This is a genomic window from Caballeronia sp. LZ029, assembly GCF_031451275.1.
Classification (GTDB): domain Bacteria; phylum Pseudomonadota; class Gammaproteobacteria; order Burkholderiales; family Burkholderiaceae; genus Caballeronia; species Caballeronia jiangsuensis.
In genome coordinates, this window is the sequence record NZ_JARUXO010000093.1 from 261427 (window position 1) to 286355 (window position 24929).

Genomic DNA, 24929 nt, shown 5'->3' on the forward strand with positions numbered 1-24929 from the left:
ATTCGCGGGCGAAACATTCGAAAAACTCACGTTTGGCCTTCAACTTAATCCTTTGGCAGCGCTTGCTCGCGTGCCGCACAATCGGTCCCTCGCGGTCCCGGCGACGCTTGGTGGCCGGGACTTTTCACGAAAATTAAAAGACTTGAGACTTTCATGAGAATCACAGCCATCTCGTTGGCCGCACTCGCGTGCATCGCAACTTCAGCGCATGCTCAAAGCAGCGTCACGCTCTACGGCATCCTCGACGAAGGATTCGATTTCACCAGCAATGTCGGCTCGAACCGGGCCTACGAACTGACCAGCGGCTATGCGTCGGGCAGCCGCTGGGGCTTGCGCGGCGTCGAAGATCTGGGCGGCGGAACGCAGGCCGTGTTTCAGTTGGAGAGCGGCGTCAACATCAGCAATGGTGCGGCCGGACAAGGCGGCCGCATGTTCGGACGGCAGGCCTATGTCGGCGTGGCGAACGATCGCCTGGGTTCGGTCAAGCTCGGCCGTCAGTACGATTCCGTGGTCGACTATCTCGCGCCCACCACCGCCAACGGCAACTTCGCGGGCTACCTGTTCGCGCATCCGTTCGACAACGACAACACGGACAACTCGTTTCGCGTGAACAACACGGTGAAGTACACGAGCCCTGCGCTCGGCGGCTTCCGGTTCGGCGGCACGTACAGCTTCAGCAACGACACGAACTTCGCCAACAACCGCCAGTACAGCTTCGGCGCGTCGTATGCGAACGCCGGCCTGCTGCTCGGCGCCGCCTATCTGCGCGCCGACGGCACGGGCCTCAACGCCAATGGCGCGATCGCGACGAACGATGCGAGCTTCATCGCGCAACGCATGCAGATTTTCGGCGCGGGCGTGAACTACACCTTCGACAAGACCACGGTCGGCTTCGCGTACACGAATTCCAGCTATCGCGATCCGGTCACGAACGGCTATATCGGCGTGCCGCTCGCGTCGGCGGGCAACACGCTCAAGAATCTCCGCTATCAGAACTTCGAAGTGAACGGCAAGTATCAGTTCACGCCGTCGTTCTTCATCGGCGCGCAGTATGTCTATTCGATCGAAACCTACGACTCGACCGCCGGCACCGTAAAGCCGCGTATCCATTCGGCCGGTCTGATGGCGGATTACTTCCTGTCCAAACGCACCGACGTGTACCTGCAAGGCGCCTATCAGAAGATCGCCGGCGCATCGACCGGTTCGGTGCTCGATCAGGCATACATTCCGGGCGCGCAGGGCGTGTCGTCGAATGCGGAGCAGTTCATCGCGCGCGTGGCCGTGCGGCACGCGTTCTGAGGCTGCCGGGCGCACTCATCCTTTTTGCGACGGTATCCGCCATTGCACGTTCAGTAGATGGTCGCGCATGCGCGCGGCGGCCGTCGCGCCGTCGCGCTTGATCATCGCCTTCACGACAGCCTGATGCTGCTCCGCGAAATGCCGCCGCGTGTCCTGATCGGCGGTTTTTTCGCGTGCGGTGGGCTTCATGCGCATGCCGTTCACCACTTCCATCAGTGCGATGATCGCCGGATTGCGCGTGGCCTGCGCGATCAGCAAGTGAAAGCGGTGATCCCACTGCTGCCACTCGTCATCGTCCTTCGCCGTGGCGTTGCGCCGCGCGCATTTCTCCAGTTCCGCGAGATCGTCCGGGCTCGCCTTGCTCGTCGCCAGTTCGACGAACGCCGGTTCGAGCACCAGCCGCATTTCCGCGATATCCGCCGGGCTCGACCCCGCGCGCAGACTGCTTAGCGACGCCGAAAACTTCAGCGGACGCGTGCCCAGATACGTGCCGCGTCCGACGCCGCGCCACACGCGTCCCGCTGCTTCCAGCGATGCCAGCGCCCCGCGCAATTCGCGCCGGCTCAGGCCGAGCGCCTCGGCGAGGCTGCGTTCCGACGGCAACGCGTCGCCGTCCTTCAGATTGTGCTGCGCAACGTAGTCGAGCAGTCTGTCGAGCGTGGACTTTTCCATGATCTTGATTTAAACCAATGTGCATTGGTTCAGATTAGCAGATCGCCGACCTAATCGCACGGATTGCTTTACTTTTTATGATGATTTACGCTACGCGAAGCGCTTTCCATTTCGCATCACGATACGCGCATCGATACTGGAAAAGCGAACCACTCGACAATGGTTCAATCAACGGACAACGGTAATGAGCTTCACGACACGACCCGAACTGATCGGCACTTTCGGCATGGTGGCGTCGACGCACTGGCTGGCGAGCGCGTCCGCGATGGCGGTCCTCGAAAAAGGCGGCAACGCGTTCGACGCGGCGGCGGCAGCCGGCTTCGTGCTGCAGATCGTCGAGCCGCATCTGAACGGGCCGGGCGGCGAGTTGCCCGCCGTGTTCTACAGCGCGAAGGAAGACCGCGTGCGCGTGTTGTGCGGCCAGGGCGTGACGCCCGCCGCCATGACCATCGAACGCATGAAGGAGCTGGGCCTCACCGTGATGCCCGGCACGGGCCTCTTGCCCGCCGTCGTGCCGGGCGCGTTCGGCGGCTGGATGACCTTGCTGCGCGACTACGGGCAGTTGCCGCTGGAAGACGTGCTGAGCTATGCCATCGGCTATGCGGAACATGGTTATCCGGTGCTGCCGCGCATGGCGTCGTCGATCCTTGCGATCCAGGATTTCTTCAAGCGCGAATGGCGCACGTCCGCCGAGCAATGGCTGCGCGACGGCGAAGCGCCGCGTCCCAATCGTCTGTTCGCGAATCCGGCCATCGCGGAAACCTACAAGCGCATCCTGCGCGAAGCGAACACGCGCGGCGACCGCGCGGAGCAGTGCGAGCGCGCGCGCCTGGCGTTCTATCGCGGCTTCGTCGCGGATGCGATCGATCAGTACTTCCGCTCGACCGACGTGCTCGATACGTCGGGCCAGCGTAATCGCGGGCTGCTGGATGCATCCGATCTCGCGCGCTGGGAAGCGACCTACGAAGACGCCGTCTCCTACGAATACGAAGGCTTCATGGTCCACAAGACGGGACCGTGGGGCCAGGGCCCGATGTTCCTGCAGCAACTGGCTTTGCTCAAGGGCTTCGATCTCGCGGGCATGGACCCGCTGGGACCGGACTTCGTTCACACGGTCATCGAATGCGCGAAGCTCGCGTTCGCGGACCGCGATGTCTTCTACGGCGACCCGAACTTCTCCGACGTGCCGATGGACACGCTCCTGAGCGACGCCTACAACGACGCGCGCCGCCAGCAGATCGATCCGCGCCGCGCGTCGTTCGAATTCCGTCCGGGCAATCTGCTCGACAGCGAGGCGCGCGCCGCGAAGATTCTGGCCAACGCGGGCCGCCAGCAACCGGGCGGCTTCGGTCAGGGCGAGCCCACCTTCGCGCCGCTGCCCGAGTTGCGCGGCGACACCGTGCATCTAGATGTCGTCGATCGCTGGGGCAACATGGTGTCGGCGACGCCGTCGGGCGGCTGGCTGCAGGCATCGCCCGCGGTGCCCGGACTGGGCTTCAACGTGACCACGCGCGGCCAGATGTTCTGGATGGAAGAAGGACTGCCCTCGTCGCTCGGGCCGGGACGCCGTCCGCGCACCACACTCTCGCCGACGCTCGTCACGCGCGACGGCAAGCCGTATGCCGCGCTCGGCACGCCGGGCGGCGATCAACAGGATCAATGGTCGCTGCAACTGCTGTTGCGGCACGTGCACTTCGGCCTGAATCTGCAAGCCGCCGTGGATTCGCCCTCGTTCCAGACCGCGCATTTCCCCGGCTCGTTTTATCCGCGCGACATTCAGCTCGGCAAGATGTCGGCGGAAGGCACCTTTCCGCAAGCCACGCTCGACGAACTGCGCGCACGCGGCCACGAACTCACGGTCGCCGAACCCTGGTCGCTCGGGCGCGTGTGCGCCGTAGGCATCCGCCACGGCCTGATGCGCGGCGCCGCCACGCCGCGCCAGATGCAGGCTTACGCCATCGGGCGCTGACGCAGCATCCATCGGAGAACATCGATCATGTCCGCTGTCGCCGCCCGCCTCGAACGGCTGCCGCTATCCGGCTTTCATCGCAAGCTGCTGATCATCGGCGGAATGGGCTATATGTTCGACGGCCTCGATTCGTCGTCGCTCGCGTTCCTGCTTCCGGTCGTCAGCAAGCTGTGGAACCTGACGAGCGCGCAGACAGGACTCGTCGCGAGCAGCACGTATATCGGCTATTTCTTCGGCGCGTTCCTGTCGGGCGTGCTGGCGGACATCATCGGCCGGCGCCGCATCATGATGAGCGCGCTCGCGATCTATTGCGTCGCGTCGCTCGCGAGCGCCACCGCCAACGACTGGCATACGTTCTTCGCGTTGCGCATCGTCGCGGGCTTCGGTTCGGGCGCGGAAACCGTCGTGATCGCGCCGTTTCTCGCCGAATTCGTGCCGCGCCGCTATCGCGGCATGTTCTGCGGCGCATTGGTCGGCTTCATGTCGTTCGGCTATCTGAGCTCGTCGATTCTCGGCTATACCGTCGTGCGCAATTTTCCGGACGGCTGGCGCTATCTCGCGGTCATCACCGCCCTGCCCGTCGTCATGCTGCTGTGGTGGCGGCGCACGCTGCCCGAGTCGCCGCGCTGGATGGAAAGCCAGGGCCGCGTCGCCGAGGCAGGCAGCATCGTAGACGATATCGAGGCGTGGTACGCGCAACGCGGCATCGCGCTCGCGCCGCTGTCCGCCGTGGGCGCGATTCCGTCGGCCGCGAAGAGCAGCGGCAGCGCCTGGCAGAACGTGAAGACGCTGTGGTCGAAGCGCCTCGCGGGCACGACGGCCGTCAGCTGGCTGATGTGGTTCGCCGTGGCCTTCGCGTACTACTCGTTCTTCTCGTGGATCCCGAGCCTGCTCGTCAAGGAAGGGCTCACGATCACGAAGAGCTTCGGCTTTTCCATCGCCATCTACGGCGCGCAGATTCCGGGCTATTTCTCGGCGGCGTGGCTCAACGAGAAGATCGGCCGCAAGGGCGTGGTGGCGTCGTACATGACGCTCGGCGGCATCGCGGCGATCATGCTGTCGCTCTCGCATACCGGCGTGCAGATCATGGCGGCGGGCATCTGCCTGTCGTTCTTCATGAACGGCGCGTTCGCGGGCGTCTATGCGTACACGCCGGAAATTTTCCCGACCGCCGTGCGCACCACAGGCACCGGATCGTCGTCCTCGTTCGGGCGCATCGGCTCGGTGAGCGCGCCGATTCTCGTCGGCATCGTGTATCCGTCGTTCGGCTTCTTCGGCGTCTTCGCGATGACGACCGCCGTGCTGCTCGCGGGCGCGTGCGTCGTGTTCTTCCTCGGCATCGAGACGCGCAATCGCTCGCTCGAAGACATCGAGATCAACGGCGCGATCGAGGACGATGCGCGCGACCGTCTCGCCTCCACTCATCTGCGCGGCTGAGCGCCTACACCGATAACGACATCATGCGCGACACAGAAGCACACACCACGCGCCCGTTGCAACTGAACGACCTGCAACGGCTCGCACACGCGATGCGCGAGCGAGCCCAGCCCGCGACGCTCTTCGACGCGGTCGCGGCGGTCGCCGCCGAGACCATCGGCTTCAGGCTATTCACCATCATGGCCTACGATGCGCGCAATCACGAAGTGGAGCGCGTCTTCACCAACATGCCCGAGGTCTATCCGACCGGCGGCCGCAAGAAGAAGCGCGGCACCGCGTGGGCGACGCAAATCCTCCATGATTTGCGGCCGTTTCGCGGCGAGACCGCGCACGACATCCGCCGCGCGTTCGACGATCACATGACGATGGCGAACATGGGCCTCGGCTCGATCCTCAACATCCCGATCGCCTATGACGGCGAATGCATCGGCACGATGAATCTCACGCACGTCGAGCACTGGTACAAGCGCGAGCACGAAGACACAGGCGTGCTGCTCGGCTCGTTTCTCGCGCCCGCGCTGGTCGCCCGCATGCCGCTCTTCGCCGACGAGGAACCGCGCTCATGAATCGCGCTTCTCCCGAAGCCGGGCGCTGGCTGATGGTGTTCGCGCTCGGCTATCTCGCGCTGCTCGTCGATGGCGCCGACGTGATGATGTACGGCCTCACGCTCACCCGCATCAAAAGCGAATTCGGCCTCACCAATGTCGAGGCCGGCGCGCTGGGTAGCCTCACGCTCGTCGGGATGGCGGTGGGCGGCATCCTCGGCGGCTGGGCGAGCGATGCGCTCGGGCGCGTGCGCGTCGTCGTATGGGCGCTCGCGCTGTTCTCGCTCGGCGCGGGCCTGCTCGGACTCACGCACACCTTCGCGCAATTCGCGCTCGTGCGCTTCATCAGTTCGCTCGGGATCGGCTGCATGGTGCTCGTGAGCACGCTCGTCGCCGAATATGTTCCGACCGAACGGCGCTCGCTGATTCTCGGCATGTTGCAGACGGGTGTGTCGGCGGGCTATATCGTCGTGATCTCGCTCGCCAACTGGATTCTGCCGCTCTACGGCTGGCGCATGCTCTTCTACGTCGCGACGATTCCCGTCGTGCTGGCGCTGGCGATTCACTGGTTCGTGCCCGAGCCGCCCGGCTGGCGCGCCAGCGTGGCGACGCGGCAAGGCGCGCCGCGCGTGCGCCGACCGTGGCGCGAGAACCGCTATTACCTGATCTTCTCGGATCGCGAGGCGCGCAAGATATTCATCCTGTGGGCGCTCGCATCCGTGTTTGCGCTGTCGGGCTTCTATGGGCTGAACAACTGGCTGCCGACCTATCTGGAGAAGGAACTGCACGTGCGCTTCGGCTCGATGGCGGGCTATATGATCGGCACGTACGTCGTTGCGTTCGTCGGCAAGATCGTCGCGGGCTGGGTCGGCGATCTGTGGAGCCGGCGCGGCGTGTATGTGCTCGGCTGCATCGGCGCGGCCTTGTTTCTGCCGGTCATCGTGTTTCTTCACACGCGCGAGAACATCGTCTGGTTGATGCTGTTCTTCGGCTTTCTCTATGGCGTGCCGCTCGGAACGATGGGCGCGTTCATGTCCGAGAGCTTCGCCACGCGCATTCGCGGCACGGCTGTCGGCGGTTCGTATAACGTCGGCCGCTTCTGTTCCGGCGCGGCGCCGGTCGTGATCGGCTATGTCGCCACGCAATTCACGTTCGGCGTGAGCTTTCTGATGGTCGGCGCGGTGTTCTTCCTGAGCGGCGTCTGCGCGTTCTTCATTCCCGACCGCCTGTACGATACGAGCGCGCAGGAACCGAACGATCCCGGCCCCGCGACGGCCTCGCGCGATGCAAAGTCCGAAGCCGCAGCGGAAGCATTGACGCCGCGTTGATGTGATCGCCGGGAAGCCGTCGTCTAGATGCGCTTCGCTTCCCGAATGCTTCTGAGAAACGCGCGGGTTCTGTCGCGCACGGGGTCGCCGAAAATCTGCTCCGGCGGTCCCTCTTCATACACCGCGCCGTCGCACAGAAAACAGACCTTCGACGATACTTCCCGCGCGAAGCCCATTTCGTGTGTGGCGAGCAGCATCGTCATGCCTTCGCTCGCGAGATCGCGCACGATGTTGAGCACTTCCGAGACGAGCTCGGGGTCCAGTGCTGAAGTGATTTCGTCGAGCAGGAGCACCATCGGGTCCATCGCCAGCGCGCGGACGATCGCCACGCGCTGCTGCTGCCCGCCCGAGAGCCGGTCGGGATATTCCTTCGCCTTGTGCGCGAGACCGACGCGCCCGAGCAGCGCCATCGCACGGTCCTCGGCCTCGGCCCTGGATTGCCTGAGCACGCGGATCGGCGCGAGCGTCACGTTCTCCAGCACGCTCATATGCGGGAACAGGTTATAGCCCTGAAACACGATGCCGATGTCCCGGCGCAATGCATCCACGTCCACGCCGGGGCCGGTGATCGGATCGCCGTGGACCAGAATCTCGCCGTCGTCGATCAGTTCCAGACCGTTGATACAACGCAGCAGCGTCGATTTGCCCGAACCGGACGGCCCGATCAGGCACACGACCTCGTGCTCTTCGACCGTCATCGCGAGACGCTGGATGACGGGCACCTTGCCATACGACTTCGATATGTCTCGGATGTCGATGAACGACATGGGCTCGTCTCCTCAGGCTTCGCCGGCACGCATGCGCGCCCGGTCGCGTCGCATCATCCGCTCGACGAAGCGCGTCTGCGGAATCGATATCACGATGAACAGCAGCGCCACGGTGCTGACCGCGGACAGGTTGTAGTAGTTCGACGCGATCAGCATGGACTGATTGAACGAATCGATCACGCCGACCACCGACACCAGCGCGGTATCTTTCTGCAAGGAGATGAACGAATTGAGCAGCGGCGGAATGATCTGCCGCACGCCTTGCGGCACGATCACGAATCGCAGGGTCTGGAAGTGCGACAGGCCGAGCGAGCGCGCGGCCGCGCTCTGACTCCAGTGGATGCTCAGAATCCCGGCGCGGTAGATTTCCGCGACGTACGCGCCCACCGTCAACGTCAGCGCGACGATGACGAAGATCGTCAGCGAAAGGTCCTTGAGCACGGGGATGCCGGTCAGCGGAATGCCGAAGCCGACCAGATAGATCACGAGCACCGCGGGCACGGCGCGGAAGATGTCGACATAAGCGGTCGCGATGAGACGCACGGGCTTGCCCGCCGCGCCCGGCGCGAACATCGCGAGGGCCACGATCAAGCCCCAGATCAAGACGAGTATCTCCGTGATGACGGCAATCTTGACGTTCATCCAGAAGGCGGCGAGCACCAGCGGAAACGTCTTGATCATCAATGGCACCGCGAAGAACGTCTTGGCCACCGCCTGATGATTGATCAGGAAGAACTGCAATACGATGACCAGAACCAGTTGCGCGAGCGCATAACCCAGCGCGATGAAGCACTGATCCCTCGTGGCCGAGCGGGCCCCGCGCGCCTTCGCCAGATCGCGGCGCGCGGCGGCATCGCGGATGGCATTGCCGAAACGCAGCGCCCTGACGAGCGGCACGACGATCGCAAGCGAGAGCAACGCCAGCACGACAGCGAGCGCATTGACCGCCGCGCTGTCGAGCTGCGCGGCCAGCAGGGAGCTTCGCATCAAGGCAATCGTGTACCAGCTTGCCAGGACGACGGCCACCACCGTCACGATCGATGTGCTCAGCAGGGACGTCGGCACGCACGGCATGCCGCCCGTCTTCAGGCGGCGGCCGTTCGTCACCGGAGCCTGCGCCGGTGACGGCGCCACCTCGCTCGTGTGTCGCGTTGCGTTGCTCATGGTTCGGGCTCGCTCAGGGGTTCAGCACGGGCACTTTGGTCGGATCGGTGCCGAGCTCCGGCGTCAGATATTTCGCGCTCAGCCGTTCGAGCGTGCCGTCCTTCTTGAGACCTTCGATCAACTGGTTGAAAGCCGCAAGATTCGGCGAGTCCTTGTTGACCACACCGCCCCACTTCTCGCCCGTATCGAAGCGTCCGACCACTTGCAGTGCGCCGTTCGAGTTCTTCGCGCGCAACAGCACGTTCGGCGTGTCGTAGATCACGGCGTCCACCTGTCCGGCTGCGAGCGCGGTGTACATCGACGGAGGATCGTTGAACACCTTGGGCTGCTCCGCGGGCTTGATCTTCTCCATGATGTAATCGTAGGCCGTCGTGCCGCGCTCGACGGCATAGCGAAGGCTGCTCAGGTTGCTCTTGTCGACCTTGGTGCCCGCCTTCACGAGCACGCCCTGATCGGAACTGAAGTAAGGCTCGGTGAAGTTGACCACCTTCTTGCGCGCGTCGGTGATGGTGATCTCGCTCAGCGCGATATCGAATCCCTGCGATTGTCCCGTGAGGACCTGCTGAAACGATCGGCTCACCAGGACGACGCGATCGAGCCCCGCACGATAAGCCATGTTGGCGGCCATGCAGTACTCGAAGCCATCCTTGATGGTCTCCAGCGAGTCGCCGTTCCACCAGCCGGGCACGCCGAGCACCGGCCGCACCGAAAGCGCGCCGGGTGTGACGGTCGTCAGTTTGACGGAGCCCTTGTCGCCGGTGACTTCGCAATTCCCATAGTCCGTCGCGGCGCTCGCCGCGATAGCGAACGCGCTCATCGCGATGGAAACGATCGCTCGTTGAAGCCGGAGTGCACCTGTTGTTGCGCGAGGCATACTGCTTTGCATCACGTTAGTCTCCTCTTGGTGGAATGAAGCACGCCTTCTACCGGCAACACGCTCAGTTCATGCACGGCGTCGCCGGTTGCGCGATGCCGCCATGAGGCATGCCGCCCGACACATCGCCCCAGAGGATCGCATGATCTTCAGGCAGCGCGCGCGAGTTGGGTACCGAAAGCCAGAGACGCATCAGCATCCTGTCCTGGCCGGTGCTCACGTCGTCCTTGAACGCCGTGCGTCCGTGATAGATGACGTGGTTGTTGAGAAGCTGGATATCGCCGGGGGCGAAACGCATCTCGAAGCAGTGCTCCTGTGCGAGTTCCAGCAGCAGGCGAATCGCTTCGTGCTCGGCATCGGTCAGTTTGCGCACGCCGGGCAGCAGTTGCGCGTTCTCGATATACGTCAGCGAAAAGTGGCTCGTCAGCTTGCCGTCGCGTACGCCGAACACCGGCAGATCGTAGGCGACGTGCTCGCCGCCCGCTTCCTCGCCGAAGCGGCTTCGCGGAATGGGCCTGCAAAGCAGCGCATGCAGGTCCGGGCGGCGTCTGAGCATTTCGTTGTAGATCGTCGCGCTGCTCGCGAGCTTGCTCACGCCGCCCTCCGACGCCTGCCGCACACAAAGCAAGCCGACGACATCGCAACGGTCCGTATGGAAGCGCAACTCGCCCGGCGACAGTGTCCGCGCACCCGACGATAGAAACTCCTTCCCCGATGCGTCCACCGTCGAGCCATAGAGCTTCGCACCGACGCCCGCGCCTTCGTCCCTGATCTCGCGCATCAGTTCGCCGCGGCGGTTCTGGAACATCGGCGTGCCGAGATGACGGCCCAATGCGTACCAGATGCGGCGCAGTTGTTCCGCGTCGTAGCGGCTGACATCGAGGCCACGGATCTTGACCATTCCGGAGCCGTCTTCCAGTTCTGCGCGCACGTCGTCGAAGAATGCAGCGGCGCCGGGCAGCGGGAAGTTCTCGCGCGTGATGTCACGCCAGCCGGTATCGGCTGTTCTGGCGACCGCAGCATCGATCTCGTCGAGCACGGCAGAAGGAATCTGTTTGATCCATCGCTGATTCTCCCGCATTTCGACGCCATTCCACACACACGCACCTTGCAGATATTCGGCGGAAGACATTTGCGCTCCAGTGATTTGGGACCTTGGGCTCGATGCATGCCGCGACGCGCCAGCGAATGCGCGCCTTAGGCAGATCGCACGCTTGTATATACAAGATTTGCAATCTAAACCCGCTCGACTTTTCCATCAAGAAGATGTGACAGCCATGCGGGCAAACACCTAGGCCGGTTTTATCGCGTCGGGTAGCGGTTCGGGATGGAGAAGAAGCGTATCTGGACCGATGCTCGACGGTCGCGCGGAGCGTGCGCGGCCGGTTCTATTCTTGCGAATTCTATGAATCGTCGAGTCTTGTCTAGACAAATTATCCGATCACGCGAGATCGCCGACGAAGAAACGGGCGCCACTCACGACGCCCGAATCAAAGACACTTTTCGACGCGACGATGCCCGGGCTCAGCATGGCTCCGTTGCGATACGACGCTCGTATCGCCGCACGCCGCCGAGCCACGCCGACAGCAACACGATCACCACGAACACCGCGGCGAGATTGAAGAACAGTTGCGCGACCGGCAGATGCATCGACAACAGCACGCCGCCGAGCATCGACCCCGCGACCGAGCCGAGCTTGCCGATACCGATCGCCGTGCCGACGCCGGTCGAGCGCAGCGTGGTCGGATACACCATGCCCGACACCGCATAGAGCGCGAACTGGCTGCCGATCACGCACACGCCGCTCGCGAACACGGCCGCGAAGAGCCACGCCGTCGGCATCGGCATGCCGAGCAATGCGGCGATGGGACAACCGGCCAGCGCAAGCAGCAGAATCACGCGCACGCCATAGCGATCCACGCAGCGGCTCAGCGCAAGAGCGCCGACGGTGCCGCCGACCGGAAACATCATCGCCGCCTGAGCCGCGCGGGCGGGCGCGAGCGTGCTCATGCTGAACAGGATCGGCAGCCAGTTCTGGAGGAAGTGCAGCGCCAGCGAATTGAGGATGAAGATCGCCCAGAGCAATGGCGTCACCTTGGCGAGGCCATGCTGGAACAGCGCGGCCGGCCGCACACGCACGCGGGTTTCGTCATCCACGACATAGCGCACGCCTTCGCCCTCGGCGGTTGCGCCGAGACGCGCCGCGATGCGTCGAATCCTGCGAACGTCGCGCCCGTTCATGATGAGAAAGCGGATCGATTCGGGCAACAGCGCGAACGACGCCAGCGCCACCACGACCGCCGCAACGCCGCCCAGCGTGAACAGCACGGGCCAGCCGAAGCGCGGCAGCAGCCACGAGGCGACTGCTCCGCCACCGCCCGCGCCGATCGAGAAACCGGAAAACATCAGCGTGATCCATGTCGCGCGGCGCGCTTTCGGGGCGTACTCGGAAACGAGCGCGACGGTGTTCGGCACGACCCCGCCCATGCCGATGCCCGCGAGAAAGCGCAGCAGCGTGAGTTGCCCGAGCGAGTCCGCATAGCCGCACATGAAGGTCAGAATGCCGAACCAGAGCGAGCCGTAGATGATCGTGAGGCGGCGTCCGTAGCGGTCGCCGCTGAAGCCGAGCAACAGCGAGCCGACGAGCACGCCGAACAGTCCCACGCCGAACACGCGTCCGAAGCCGGCTGCATTCGTGTGCCAGGCGTGCATCAGCGCGGGCGCGGCGAAGGCGGCGGCGACCTGATCGTAACCGTCGATCAACACGATCAGGAAGCACCACATGATCAGGAAAAGCGCGAAGCCGCCGAGCTTCTGGCGCTCGATCAGCGCCGAAACGTTGATGGTGGTCTCCGGGGCGGCGACGTTGCTCATCATCGTGATCCTCCGCGGGGTTCGTGTCGCGGCAACTCGCCGTCTCGGTCCATCCGTGTCTCCTTTATTTTTTTCGCCGATGCATTTATGTTTCGGTATCCGAATCGATTTTCAAAGCGCGGCATCGATACGACATGCCTCGCTGTGGAAATTACGCGTCCTGCACCAGCGAACCCCGGCCCGCGTCTGCGCCCGCCCCGACGCCCGGCGTTTCGCCGAAGCGCTTGCGATACAGCAGCGCGAGGATCGTCGAGAACACGGCGGCAATGAGGAACAGCACCGACGCCGCGTAGAAAAGCTGCGTGATCGGCAGGTGCATCGAAAGCAGAAGACCGCCGATCACCGGCCCCGACACCGAGCCGATCTTGCCCACCGAGATCGCGCTGCCGACGCCGGCCGAGCGGAACGACGTCGGATAGATCATGCCCGCCACGGCATACAGGCCGTACTGCGCGCCCACCACGCAAAAGCCGGTGGCGAAGACAGCAAGCATGAGCCAGCCCTGCGATGAGCCGTGACCGAGCGCCGCCACGACGGGAAGCCCGATCACGGGCAGCGAGATGATCGCCGCGACGCCGTGACGATCGACGAAGCGGCACAGCACGAGTCCGCCGATCACGCCGCCGACTGAGAACATCATCGTGATGAGACCCGCGCCGCGCGGATCGATGCCCATGCCTTCCATCAGGATCGGCAGCCAGTTCTGAAGGAAATAGAGCGCCATCGAGTTCGCGATGAACACGATCCACAGCAAGGGCGTGATCGCGGCGAGGCCGTCGGAGAAAATCAGCTTGAGCACGAAGCGCTGCTTTTCGCGCACTTCGCCGGCGACGAACTGCGCATCGGCGGGAATCTTCAGATCGGGACGCAGGCGGGTGATGAGCTTGCGCAGCATCTGCGGATCGCGTTGCCGGATGGCGAGCAGCTTCGCGGATTCGGGCAGCGTGAAGATCAGCAGCAGCGCGACGAGCAAGGAGCCGACGCCGCCGACCGCGAACATGACAGGCCAGCCGAACCGGTGAATCAGCGACGACGACACCAGACCGCCCGAGCCCGCGCCGATCGAGAAGCCAGAAAACATCAGCGTGACCCATGTAGCGCGCAGACGCTTCGGCGCATATTCCGCGACCAGCGCGACCGAGTTCGGCACCACGCCGCCCATGCCGATGCCAGCCAGGAAGCGCAGCAGCATCAGTTCCTGCAGCGAGGTCACCCAGACCGACGCGTAGGTCAGCGCGCCGAAGAAAAGACTGCCGATGATGATCGCCCGCTTGCGGCCGAGCCGGTCGCCCAGGTAGCCGAAGATGAACGAGCCGATCAGCGTGCCGAACAGGCCCGCGCCGAAGACGGGGCCGAATCCGCCGCGCGCGACGTGCCAGTCCTTGATGATGGCCGGTGCCGCGAACGACACGGCCGTCTGGTCGTAGCCGTCCATCAGCATGATCAGGAAACACCAGAAGAGCAGACCGGCGGCGAAGCGTCCCGTCTTCTGCTCTTCTATCAATGTCGCGATGTTGAAAGTCCGGTCTGCTTGCATGTATGTCCCATTTACCTCGTGCCAAGGGACGCACCGCAAAGGCGCGCCCGCTTGCACTGCTGCTGAATGTCTCTCATGACGGCGCCGTGGCCCGAGCCACAATATAAGAGTCGGCCCCGCGCGGCTCAATCAAAAAGAAACGATGATGCGATCGAAATAAGTGATGAATCCGCCTCGCGCGCTCATTCGCACCCCGTTTGCACTATGTTTCACCGCACGATGGCTGCCCTCCGTGTCCTCAGAACATATGGTTGACGCCGATGCGCGCGACCGTCTGGCTGCCGCTCGACGAAGGCTGATAGCCGAACTGCGCGGCGCGTGCGCCGGGACCCGAAGCGCGCTGCAGGCCCACGCCGGCGTAGACCTGCGTGCGCTTCGACAGATAATCGGTCAGGAACAGGTTGTACTGGTTGATCGTGAGTCCCTGAAACAGGGAGTGATCCGCGGACAGACCGAGAACGAAAAAGCCCAGATTGCCGACCAGTTCCGTATTCACGCCGGCCTGATAGTTGTTGAGCGTGGTCGAGCCCTGCGCGTTCTGGAGTTTCACGCCGGTGTAGGTCACGTGCGGCGTGAAGATGCCGAATTTCACCGACGCCCCGGCGGCGAGCGTGCTGTAACGGCTCGCATTGAACATCGTGCCCGCTCTCAACGGCTGGCCGAGCAGCGAGTTGAGGCTGAAGGTGCCGAAGATGTCGGCGGTGCGGTTATGCGACATCGTGTACGCGACGCCGAAATTCACGGTGTCGCTCGAATACTGCGCGCCGACGCTGTACTGGCGTCCCGCGCTGAAGTCGCCCGCCTGATTGCCGAACGCGTTCATCGCGCCGGCCTGGAAGCCGTGGAAGTTGATCGTCTCGTACTTGACGGCGTTGTTCAGCGCATGGGTGTTCGCGAGGCCGTCGAGATTGCCGGGCGTGTAGTACGACGAGATGCCCGGCACCGAGTTGTTCAGCCGCCCGACGTACTGGTAGATGTAGTCGTTGATGTTGCCGAAGCTCAGCGAGCCCCAGGTATCGTTCGAGAGCCCGACGTAGGCATTTCGGTTGAAGAAGCTCGTCGGGTTGATCTGCGCGCCGGTGTTGGTCAGGAAGCCCGATTCCAGCCGCGCGAACGCGGAATTGCCGCCGCCCAGATCTTCCTTGATCAAAAGGCCCCAGCGATCCGGCGTGCGCTTACCGGACGATTCCTGATACAGACGCTTGCCCTGGGAGTTCGATACGAAATCGACGCCAACATCGACGCTCCCATACAGCGTCACAGACGACTGCGCCCACGCGGGGCCAGCCAGGATCGCGGCGCAACCGCCGACCAGCAGACAAGTTCTCAACCGAAGTCTCCAATGTTTTTATCGTTGGCCGGTCGCTCGTCGGCGCCGGCTTCTTGCATCGCGCAGTGCTGCTCTGCCCGATGCGGAACCGAGTTTAACTACTTCAATTCGGCTTTTGAATCACGAGTTATTTATCAATCAATCGAACATCCCGAATACTCGCTCAGGGTATTTACTCATCGATTCCAAAAATGCCGATAACCTCATCGACAGATTGAATCGCCGTGCTAACATCCGCGACGTTTAATTCATCACCGATAAAACGGAGAGCACAGATGCATTTCAGCGCAGTACAGCCCAGACGCATGATCGTGGGCATCAGCGGCGCATCGGGCGTCGTCTACGGTGTCCGCCTGTTGCAATTGCTCAGGCAACTCGACATCGAATCGCATCTGGTGATGAGCCGCTCCGCGCAGGTCACGCTCGCGCACGAGTCGCCCTACAGCGTGGCCGACGTTCGCGCGCTCGCCACGGTCACGTATCCGAACACGGACATCGGCGCGGCGATTTCGAGCGGCTCGTTTCCCGTGATGGGCATGATCGTCGCGCCGTGCTCGATCCGCACGCTCTCGGAAGTCGCCACGGGCGTGACGAGCGGGCTGCTCACGCGCGCCGCCGACGTCACGCTCAAGGAGCGCCGCCGGCTCGTGCTGATGGTTCGGGAAACGCCGCTGCATCTGGGCCACTTGCGCAGCATGACGAGCGTGACCGAGGCCGGAGCAATCGTCTATCCGCCGGTGCCGGCATTCTACGCGAACCCCGAATCGCTCGACGAAATGGTCGATCACACCATCGGGCGCGTGCTCGATCTCTTCGGCATCGAATCCTCCGTGGTGCATCGCTGGGGCATGTGAGTTTCACGCGCGCGCTCTCTCGCATTATCAATTTTCACTGATAACTCGTTCGAATTCTTTTGCTTCTTTAGCGGCTGCCGTTCATTTAAAGTGGTTTTGTTTCAGAACGAAACCCCATTTAAAAGATTTATCGATCGAATCATAAATCTTCTCGATAAGAGACAGCGTTAATACGAAAGAGGTCGAATGAAGATCGTCATTGCAGGGGCCGGTATCGGCGGCCTGACGGCGGGAGCCGCATTATTGAAAGCGGGCTTTCACGTCACCATTCTCGAACAGGCCAAGGCCCTCGGGGAAATCGGCGCGGGCGTGCAACTGAGTCCGAACGCGACGCGCGTGCTTTACGGAATCGGCGTCGGCGAGCGCCTCGAAAGCCTCGCGTGCGAACCGCCCGGCAAGCGCGTGCGCCTCTGGAACACGGGGCAGACCTGGCCGCTCTTCGATCTCGGCGCGGCATCGCGCGAAGTGTACGGCTTCCCCTATCTGACCATGCACCGCGCGGATCTCCACGAAGCGCTCGTCGATGCGGTGCGTGCGTTCAGCCCCGATGCGATCAGGCTCGATCACAAGGTCGAGTCGATCGTTCAGCACGATGACCACGTCGAAGTGCAGACCGTCTCGGGCGCGACGTTCGAAGCGGACCTGCTGATCGGCGCGGATGGCGTGCATTCGCGCGTGCGCCGTGCGCTCTTCGGCGCGGACGAGCCGGTCTATTCGGGCGTGATGGCCTGGCGCGGCGTGATCGACGCCACCAAGCTGCCCGAGCATCTGCGCACGCCCTACGGCACCAACTGGGTCGGTCCGGGCGCACACGTGATCCACTATCCGCTGCGCGGCCACAAGCTCATCAACTTCGTCGGCGCGGTGGAGCGCGATGGCTGGCAGGTCGAATCGTGGTCGGAGCGCGGCACCATCGACGAATGTCTCGCCGATTTCGACGGCTGGCATGAAGATGTGCGCACGATGATCTCGGCCATCGACATCCCGTACAAGTGGGCGCTGATGATCCGCGAGCCCATGACGCGCTGGACGTCGGGCAACGCCACGCTGCTCGGCGACGCCTGTCACCCCACGCTGCCGTTCCTCGCGCAAGGCGCGGGCATGGCGCTCGAAGACGGTTATCTGATCGCGCGCTGCCTCGCGCGCCACGCGAACGATCTGCCGCGCGCGCTCGAACGTTACGAGGCGCTGCGCGTAGAACGCACGGCGCGCATCGTGCGCGGCTCGGCGGCGAACACGCAGCGCTTTCACAACCCCGCGCTCGCGCATGCTGAAGGCGCGGCGGAATACGTCGATCGCGAGTGGAGCGAAGAGCGCGTGAAGGAACGCTACAACTGGCTGTTCGAATACGACGTCGACGCCATCGAAGTCTGAGCGCGCAAAGCTCGCTTCATCAAGCCGCATCAAGGAGACACAGCATGTCCGACCATCTGCCGCCCGTGCGCGGCCTGCATCACTTCGCCTGGCGCTGCCGCAATGCCGAAGAAACGCGTCATTTCTACGAGGACATTCTCGGCCTGCCGCTGGTTCACCTGATCCGCCTCGACCGCGTGCCGAGCACCGGCGAGCATTGCCCCTACGTGCATCTGTTCTTCGAGATGGCGGACGGCTCGAACATCGCGTTTTTCGATCTCGGCGACGACACGGCCGCCGAACCCTCGCCCAACACGCCGCCGTGGGTGAACCACATCGCGCTGCGGCTCGGCACGCTCGACGAGCTCGAAACGATGAAGCAGCGTCTCGTCGATCACGGCATCGACGTGCTGGGCGTCGTCGATCATCACTTCGTGCGCTCGATCTATTTCTTCGATCCGAACGGCCTGCGGCTCGAACTGACCGTGCCCGTCGCGTCGCTCGAAACGCTCGCTGCCTATCGACGACAGGCGCGGCCCGCGCTCGACGCGTGGGCGGGCGAAGGCAAGAGCGCCATCGCGGAGACGCCTCACGCATGAGCGCGCTCAACTCCACTCACGATCCGGCCCGGCGTAGCTGGATCGACTCGGCGAATCTGCCTGAAGCAGAGTTCCCGATCCAGAACCTGCCGTTGGGCGCGTTCGTGCGCGACGGCGTCGCTCGCGCCGTCGTGGCCATCGGCGAACATGCCGTGGACCTGCACGCGCTCGCGGACAGCGGCCTGCTCGACGCGGGCAGCGATGCGGCGATCGCCTGCGAAGCCACCCGTGGCGGCACGCTGAACCGCCTGATGGGGATGCCGCCTCGCCATGCGAGCGCCCTGCGCGCCGCGCTGTCCGATCTGCTGATGAGCGATGCGCCGCAGCGCGCGCGCATGGAGGCGCAAGCCGACGCGCTGCTGCCGCGCATCGATACGCTCGAACTGCGCCTGCCCTGCGAAGTCGGCGACTACACGGATTTCCTCACGTCGCTGCATCACACCGAGCGGCACGGGCGCTACAAGGGTCTCGCCGATCCGCTTCCGCCCGCGTTCAAGTCGCTGCCTATCGCCTATCACGGCCGCGCTTCGTCGTTGCGCGTGAGCGGCGGCAACGTGCGTCGTCCGCACGGCCAGTATCGCGATACGAACGGACAGATCGTGTTCGGCCCCGCGCCCGCGCTCGATTTCGAGCTCGAACTGGCGGCGTGGATCGGCGAAGGCAATGCGCTCACGCAACCGATTTCCGTCGACGATGCGCACACGCACATCTTCGGCTATTCGCTGCTCAACGACTGGTCCGCGAAAAGCATTCAGTGGTTCGAACAGGTGCTCGGCCCGTTTCTCGGCAAGAGCTTTCATTCGAGCCTGTCGCCGTGGATCGTCACGTCCGAGGCGCTCGCGCCGTTCCGCAAGGCGCCCGTTGCGCGCGCCGCGGACGATCCGCCGCTCATGGCGCATCTGCATGGCGCGCGCGACCGGCAAGAAGGCGGGCTGCATCTGGAACTGCACGCCGATCTGTCGACGCGGCAACTGCGCGAAGCCGGACATGACGCCGTGCGCATCACGCACACGCATCTGGACAACCTGTACTGGACCTTCGCGCAGATGGTCGCGCATCACACGAGCAACGGCTGCAATCTGCGCAGCGGCGATCTGCTCGGCAGCGGCACGATTTCCGGCGCGAACGACGCGGCGCGCGCCTGCCTCACCGAGCTGACGAATGCGGGCCGCGATCCGCTGCGCCTGCCGAACGGCGAAACCCGCACCGCGCTCGAAGACGGCGACGAGATCGTGCTGAGCGCGCGGGCGTCGAAGGCGGGCGCGGTATCGATCGGCTTCGGCGAATGCCGCGGCCGCATCGCGCCGGCGTTCGCATTCGCGTCGCGCGAAGCGGGAGTGGCGGCATGACGCAGACGCTCAATGGCTACGTGCAGGTCGGCCACGGTCCGCGCAAGGTGCTCGCGATGAGCGGCTGGTTCGGCAGCGCCGCCGACTGGCAGCCGCTCGTCCCCGCACTCGACACCGATGCCTTCACCTACGTGTTCTTCGACTATCGGGGATACGGCCGCTCACGCGAGCGCGACGGCGCCTTCACCTTCGACGAAGCCGCCGGCGACGTGCTCGCGCTCGCCGATCATCTCGGCTGGGACACCTTCAGTCTGATCGGCCATTCGATGGGCGGCGTCGCGATCCAGCGTGTGCTGCTTGCCGCGCACGGGCGCATCGATCGCATGGCGGGCGTGTGCGCCGTGCCCGCGTGCGGTTCGCGCATGGATGAAACGCGCCTCGCCGGATTTCGCGCGGCGGTGGACGACATCGAGCGGCGCGCGGCGATCATCGCGTTCTCGACCGGCAATCGCCTCGCGCCGCGCTTCACCGCGCATCTCGCGCGCGAATCGCAGCGGCAAGCGCGCGCCGATGCCTTCGCGGGCTATCTGCCGCACTGGGCCGCGAGCGATTTCTCGTCCGAGGTGATGGGCAACGCGACGCCGGTGAAGCTTTTCATCGGCGAACACGATCCGACGCTCACCGCCGACGTGATGAAACGCACCTGGCTCGCGTGGTATCCGCACGCGAGCGTCGAAACGATCGCGAACGCGGGACATTACCCGATGTACGAAGTGCCGGTCGCGCTCGCGACAGCACTCGAAAACTGGCTGAAACAGGCCTGACGGCCACTGGCCGCGGGAGACTTCATGTACGAAACCATATACCTGCGCCCGTCCTCGCTCGACGAAGCGCTCGGCCTGCTGCGCGAACACGAGGAGGCCCGGCCGCTCTCGGGCGGCATGACGCTGATTCCGACGCTCAAGCAGCGGCTCGCCGCGCCGTCGCATCTGATCGACCTCACGCGCATCGAGGCGATGCGCGGCGTGAGCGTCGAAGGCCGCGTGCTGCGCGTCGGCGCGCTGACGAAACACGCGGAAGTGGCCGCATCGAAGATGGTCGCCACGGCGATCCCCGCGCTCGCGCAGCTTGCGAACGTGATCGCCGATCCGCAGGTGCGCAATCGCGGCACGATGGGCGGCTCGGTCGCGAACAACGATCCCGCCGCCGATTATCCGAGCGCGGTGCTCGCGCTGAACGCGCACGTGCTCACTTCACAACGCCGCATCGGCGCGGATGATTTCTTCGTCGATACCTTCGAGACCGCGCTCGAACCCGGCGAACTCGTGACGGGATTCGAGTATCCGCTTCCCTTGCGCGCCGCCTATGCGAAGTTCCGCCAGCCGGCGTCGGGCTATGCCGTCGTCGGCGTGTTCATCGCGCAATTCGAAGATGCGATTCGCGTCGCGGTGACGGGCGCGGGCGCGTCGGTGTTCCGCTGGCTCGATGCCGAAGCCGCGCTGGCCGCCGATCTGTCCGAAGCCGCGCTCGCCCCGCTGAAGATGGACGCCGCCGCGCTGCCCGACGACGCCAACGGTTCGTCCGCCTATCGCGCCCATCTGATCGAAACCTACACGCGCCGCGCATTGCGGGCGCTGCTGACGCAGCCGCTGCGCCAGCCTGCCTAAACCGTTTTCAGGAGACAAAGAATGGAATTCACCGGATCGCAGACCATCGCCGCCACGCGCGAACAGGTATGGAAAGGCTTGAACGATGCCGCAGTGCTGCAGGCATGCGTGCCAGGCTGCGAGGAGTTCATCGGCGAAAGCGACGACGAATACAAGGCCGTGGTAGTCGCCAAGGTCGGCCCCGTGAAGGCGCGCTTCAAAGGCACGCTCGTGATTTCGGATCGCGATGGCCCGAACGGCTACCGGATTCTGGGCCAGGGCGAAGGCGGCATCGCGGGCTTCGGCAAGATGAACGCGAAGGTCACGCTCGCCGACGCCGACGAGGGCGGCACGCTCCTCACCTACGTCGCCGATGCGCAAGTGGGCGGCAAGCTCGCGCAGATCGGCTCGCGCCTCGTCACGTCGGTCGCAAACAAGCTCGCGGCGGAATTCTTCACGCGCTTCAACGCGACGATGAGCGCGGAAGCCAGCGCCGCCGCCGCGCAGTAAGCACGCAGGAAGACGAACGAGGTGAATCATGGCTGAAATCCAACTACGGGTGAACGGCGTCGACGTGAAGCGCGAGGTGCCGGACCAGACGCTGCTGGTCGAGTTCCTGCGCGAAACGCTGCGCCTGACGGGCACGCACGTCGGCTGCGACACGAGCCAGTGCGGCGCGTGCACGGTGCATCTCGACGACGCATCGGTGAAGTCGTGCACGGTGCTCGCCGCGCAGGCGAGCGGCGGCACGGTCACGACGGTCGAAGGACTGCGCGAAAACGACAACGCGCCGCTGCATCCGGTGCAGAACGCGTTCGTGCAGTGTCACGGTTTGCAGTGCGGCTTCTGCACGCCGGGCATGATCATGGCGTCGAGCTACTATCTGCGCCAGCAGCCGTCGCTCGACGAAGAAAGCATCTGCCACGCGCTCGAAGGCAACATCTGCCGTTGCACGGGCTACGTGAACATCATCGAGGCCGTGCGTCATGCGGCGCGCGAGATGTATCCGTCACCCGGCGACGCCGCGACGGAGGAAGCCACGCGATGATCGGCCAACCCCTCCCGCGCCTCGAAGACCGGCGCTTCGTCACCGGCAACGGCCAGTACACCGACGATCTGCGCGTCGAAGGCCAGGTGCATGCCGCGTTCCTCCGCTCGCCGCACGCGCATGCCGCGCTGCGCTCGGTCGACGTATCGGCTGCGCGCGAAGCGCCCGGCGTGATCGCGGTGCTCGTCGGCCAGGATTATCTCGATGACGGCTTTCAGGGCGTCGATCACGTGCCGAATCCCATCGACGCCGTCGATGCCACGAAGAAAGCCTTCCTTGGCTCGCTGACCGGCGAGATCTTCAACCAGCCGCATGTTCCGCTGCCGATCGACCGCGTGCGATACGTCGGTGAGCCGATCGCGATGGTGATCGCCGAGACCGCGCTCGCCGCGCGCAACGCGACGGAGATGATCGATGTCGACTACGACGAGCTCGACGCCGTCGTCAACGCGGCGGACGCGATGCAGGACGGCGCGCCGCAACTGTGGGACGGCGCGGCGAACAATCTGTGCTTTCAGACGCAGATCGGCGATCGCGAGGAAGCGCGCCGCATCATCGCCGACGCGCCGTTCGTGCTCACGCGCGAATTCCATCACAGCCGCGTCGTGAACTGCCAGATGGAGCCGCGCGGCGCGATCGGCGTGTTCGACGGCGCAAGCGGCGTCTACACGCTGATCTCGGGCAGCCAGGGCGCGGTGCGGCAGAAGCTCTGCCTCGCCGTCGCGCTGAAAGTGCCGCCCGCGCAGGTGCGCGTGGTCTGCCCCGATACCGGCGGCGGCTTCGGTCCGCGTTCGTTCATCTATGTCGAGCAGCTTGCCGTGGTGTGGGCCGCGCGGCGCATCGGCCGGCCGGTGAAATGGACGAGCGATCGCAGCGAAGCATTCCTCTCCGACTATCAGGGCCGTGACCAGATCGTGCGCGCCACGTTCGGCTTCTCGCGCGACGGGCGCATTCTCGCCATCGACAACGCGTGGATCGGCAATGTCGGCGCGCATACGGTGTCCTATGTGCCGATGTCGAACGGCACGCGCATCATGACGACCGTCTACGATGTGCCGCTCGCCGCCGTGCACATCAGCGCCGTGCTGACCAACACGGTGCCGACCGCGCCGTATCGCGGCGCGGGCCGGCCCGAAGCGACGCACGTGATCGAACGCATGCTCGATCTCGCGGCGGCAGAACTGGGCATCGAGCGCGCGGAGATTCGCCGCCGCAACCTGGTCGCTCACGAGAAGCTGCCGTATCGCAGCCCGATGGGCCTCACCTACGACAGCGGCGAATTCGCACGCAACATGGCGCGCGCGCTGGAACTCGCCGAATGGGACGGTTTCGAGGCGCGTCGCGCGGCTTCGCGTGCGAACGGCATGCTGCGCGGCATCGGGCTTGCCAACTACATCGAGTCGCCGGTGGGCGCGCCGCGCGAGCGCATCGAACTGACAGTGCTGCCGGAAGGCCGCATCGATATCGTGTCCGGCACGCAGTCCACCGGTCAGGGCCACGAAACGACCTTCGCGCAGGTCATCGCGCAGCATCTGGGCGTGCCGATCGCATCGATCGCGCTGCGCACCGGCGACACGGCCTTCGTGAGCGTAGGCGGCGGCAGCCATTCGGACCGCTCGATGCGTCTCGGCGGCATGCTGCTCGTCGATACCGCCGCGCAGATCGTCGCGCAGGGCAAGCGCGTGGCCGCCGAGTTGTTCGATGTCTCGCCGGAACGCGTGAGCTTCGCGAACGGCGTGTTCGCCGATGCGGCTTCGTCGCGCGAAATCGGCCTCTTCGACGTGGCCGCGCACATCGCCCGCGACGGCATGCCCGGCGAGCGCGCCACGCGCAAGCTCTACGCGGAAGCCGAAGTGAACACGCGCGTCCCGGCGCATCCCACGGGCGCGGCCGTCTGCGAGCTCGAAGTGGACCCGGACACGGGCGTCGTGAAGCTCGTCAACTACACGTCCGTCGACGATGTCGGCCAGCCGATCAATCCGCTGATCGTCGAAGGTCAGGTGCATGGCGGTCTCGCGCAGGGCATCGGGCAGGCGCTGTCGGAGACCTGCTATCTCGATCGCGAGACGGGACAGGTGCTGACCGGCTCGTACATGGACTACGGCATGCCGCGCGCCGGCGTGATTCCACGACTCAATCTCGAACTCACCGAAGACCCGACGCACGGCAACCCGCTGCGCGTGAAGGGCGGCGGCGAGAGCGGCATCACGCCCGCCACGGCGACGATCTTCAACGCGCTCGCCGACGCCCTGAAGGAATACGGCACCGACGAACTCGCGATGCCCGCCACGCCGAAAGTCGTGTGGGAATTCATCCACCGCGACGCATGAATACGCTCAACAAG

22 protein-coding genes are annotated in these 24929 nt (G+C 64.6%); 14 read left to right on the top strand and 8 right to left on the bottom strand.

Translation table 11 applies throughout. The annotated features are described in order from the left end of the window. Positions 1-153: 153 nt before the first annotated feature. On the top strand, positions 154-1299 hold the full coding sequence (locus tag QCE73_RS35305; protein WP_309885529.1) for a porin: 1146 nt from the start codon (positions 154-156) through the stop codon (positions 1297-1299). Positions 1300-1314: 15 nt separating this feature from the next. Here the strand turns inward: QCE73_RS35305 and QCE73_RS35310 are convergent, their stop codons facing one another. Then, entirely contained in the window at positions 1315-1971 is a 657-nt protein-coding gene (locus QCE73_RS35310; RefSeq protein WP_309885530.1) for an FCD domain-containing protein, read from the bottom strand. Positions 1972-2155: 184 nt separating this feature from the next. Here QCE73_RS35310 and QCE73_RS35315 point away from each other — a divergent pair, with 184 nt between their 5' ends. Genes QCE73_RS35315 through QCE73_RS35330 form a run of 4 tightly spaced genes read left to right on the top strand, consistent with a single transcriptional unit; the run spans position 2156 to position 7250 of the window. Beyond that, positions 2156-3940, top strand: coding sequence for a gamma-glutamyltransferase family protein (locus QCE73_RS35315; RefSeq protein ID WP_309885531.1), 1785 nt, complete (start codon positions 2156-2158; stop codon positions 3938-3940). Positions 3941-3967: 27 nt separating this feature from the next. Next, complete coding sequence (locus QCE73_RS35320) at positions 3968-5377, top strand: MFS transporter (protein ID WP_250486806.1); 1410 nt, start codon at positions 3968-3970, stop codon at positions 5375-5377. 23 nt (positions 5378-5400) lie between these two features. Further along, positions 5401-5943 (top strand): GAF domain-containing protein, encoded by a 543-nt coding sequence (locus QCE73_RS35325; RefSeq protein WP_035499998.1) that lies wholly within the window; start codon positions 5401-5403, stop codon positions 5941-5943. Further along, on the top strand, positions 5940-7250 hold the full coding sequence (locus QCE73_RS35330; protein ID WP_309885532.1) for an MFS transporter: 1311 nt from the start codon (positions 5940-5942) through the stop codon (positions 7248-7250). Before QCE73_RS35325 ends, QCE73_RS35330 begins: the two co-directional genes overlap by 4 nt. Before the next feature lie 23 nt (positions 7251-7273). On the opposite strand, the gene QCE73_RS35335 is transcribed toward QCE73_RS35330, so the two are convergent. The 7 genes from QCE73_RS35335 to QCE73_RS35365 all read right to left on the bottom strand — a co-directional run bounded on the left by QCE73_RS35335 (position 7274) and on the right by QCE73_RS35365 (position 15796). Continuing rightward, positions 7274-8017: an amino acid ABC transporter ATP-binding protein gene (locus tag QCE73_RS35335; RefSeq protein ID WP_309885533.1), complete on the bottom strand. Its 744-nt coding sequence runs from the start codon at positions 8015-8017 to the stop codon at positions 7274-7276. Positions 8018-8029: 12 nt separating this feature from the next. After that, complete coding sequence (locus QCE73_RS35340; protein ID WP_309885534.1) at positions 8030-9181, bottom strand: amino acid ABC transporter permease; 1152 nt, start codon at positions 9179-9181, stop codon at positions 8030-8032. A gap of 13 nt (positions 9182-9194) precedes the next feature. Further along, positions 9195-9998, bottom strand: a complete 804-nt coding sequence (locus tag QCE73_RS35345) for an ABC transporter substrate-binding protein (protein ID WP_309885535.1) — start codon at positions 9996-9998, stop codon at positions 9195-9197. A 121-nt stretch (positions 9999-10119) separates the two neighbouring features. Continuing rightward, on the bottom strand, positions 10120-11187 hold the full coding sequence (locus QCE73_RS35350; protein ID WP_309885536.1) for a TauD/TfdA family dioxygenase: 1068 nt from the start codon (positions 11185-11187) through the stop codon (positions 10120-10122). A gap of 392 nt (positions 11188-11579) precedes the next feature. Next, positions 11580-12929 (bottom strand): MFS transporter, encoded by a 1350-nt coding sequence (locus QCE73_RS35355; protein WP_309885682.1) that lies wholly within the window; start codon positions 12927-12929, stop codon positions 11580-11582. Positions 12930-13080: 151 nt separating this feature from the next. Then, positions 13081-14466, bottom strand: coding sequence for an MFS transporter (locus tag QCE73_RS35360; RefSeq protein ID WP_309885537.1), 1386 nt, complete (start codon positions 14464-14466; stop codon positions 13081-13083). Between the two features lie 238 nt (positions 14467-14704). Next, positions 14705-15796, bottom strand: a complete 1092-nt coding sequence (locus QCE73_RS35365) for a porin (protein WP_035499987.1) — start codon at positions 15794-15796, stop codon at positions 14705-14707. A gap of 275 nt (positions 15797-16071) precedes the next feature. On the opposite strand from QCE73_RS35365, the gene QCE73_RS35370 reads away from it, so the two are divergent. The 9 genes from QCE73_RS35370 to QCE73_RS35410 all read left to right on the top strand — a co-directional run bounded on the left by QCE73_RS35370 (position 16072) and on the right by QCE73_RS35410 (position 24915). Further along, positions 16072-16650, top strand: coding sequence for a UbiX family flavin prenyltransferase (locus QCE73_RS35370; RefSeq protein WP_035499986.1), 579 nt, complete (start codon positions 16072-16074; stop codon positions 16648-16650). 186 nt (positions 16651-16836) lie between these two features. Then, positions 16837-18024 (top strand): FAD-dependent monooxygenase, encoded by a 1188-nt coding sequence (locus tag QCE73_RS35375; protein WP_035499985.1) that lies wholly within the window; start codon positions 16837-16839, stop codon positions 18022-18024. A gap of 44 nt (positions 18025-18068) precedes the next feature. Then, positions 18069-18602: a VOC family protein gene (locus tag QCE73_RS35380; protein WP_035499984.1), complete on the top strand. Its 534-nt coding sequence runs from the start codon at positions 18069-18071 to the stop codon at positions 18600-18602. Further along, a complete protein-coding gene (gene fahA / locus QCE73_RS35385) occupies positions 18599-19951 on the top strand; it encodes a fumarylacetoacetase (RefSeq protein ID WP_309885538.1) in 1353 nt (450 codons plus the stop codon). The genes QCE73_RS35380 and fahA overlap by 4 nt, the downstream gene beginning before the upstream one ends. Then, positions 19948-20715 carry an alpha/beta hydrolase gene (locus tag QCE73_RS35390; protein WP_309885539.1) on the top strand — a complete coding sequence of 256 codons (768 nt, stop codon included), beginning with the start codon at positions 19948-19950 and terminating at the stop codon, positions 20713-20715. The genes fahA and QCE73_RS35390 overlap by 4 nt, the downstream gene beginning before the upstream one ends. Positions 20716-20739: 24 nt before the next feature. Further along, positions 20740-21558: a xanthine dehydrogenase family protein subunit M gene (locus QCE73_RS35395; protein WP_309885540.1), complete on the top strand. Its 819-nt coding sequence runs from the start codon at positions 20740-20742 to the stop codon at positions 21556-21558. Between the two features lie 21 nt (positions 21559-21579). After that, positions 21580-22047 carry a carbon monoxide dehydrogenase subunit G gene (locus QCE73_RS35400; RefSeq protein ID WP_309885541.1) on the top strand — a complete coding sequence of 156 codons (468 nt, stop codon included), beginning with the start codon at positions 21580-21582 and terminating at the stop codon, positions 22045-22047. 28 nt (positions 22048-22075) lie between these two features. Continuing rightward, a complete protein-coding gene (locus QCE73_RS35405; protein WP_309885542.1) occupies positions 22076-22585 on the top strand; it encodes a 2Fe-2S iron-sulfur cluster-binding protein in 510 nt (169 codons plus the stop codon). Continuing rightward, positions 22582-24915, top strand: coding sequence for a xanthine dehydrogenase family protein molybdopterin-binding subunit (locus QCE73_RS35410; protein ID WP_309885543.1), 2334 nt, complete (start codon positions 22582-22584; stop codon positions 24913-24915). The genes QCE73_RS35405 and QCE73_RS35410 overlap by 4 nt, the downstream gene beginning before the upstream one ends. The last annotated feature ends 14 nt before the right edge of the window (positions 24916-24929 follow it).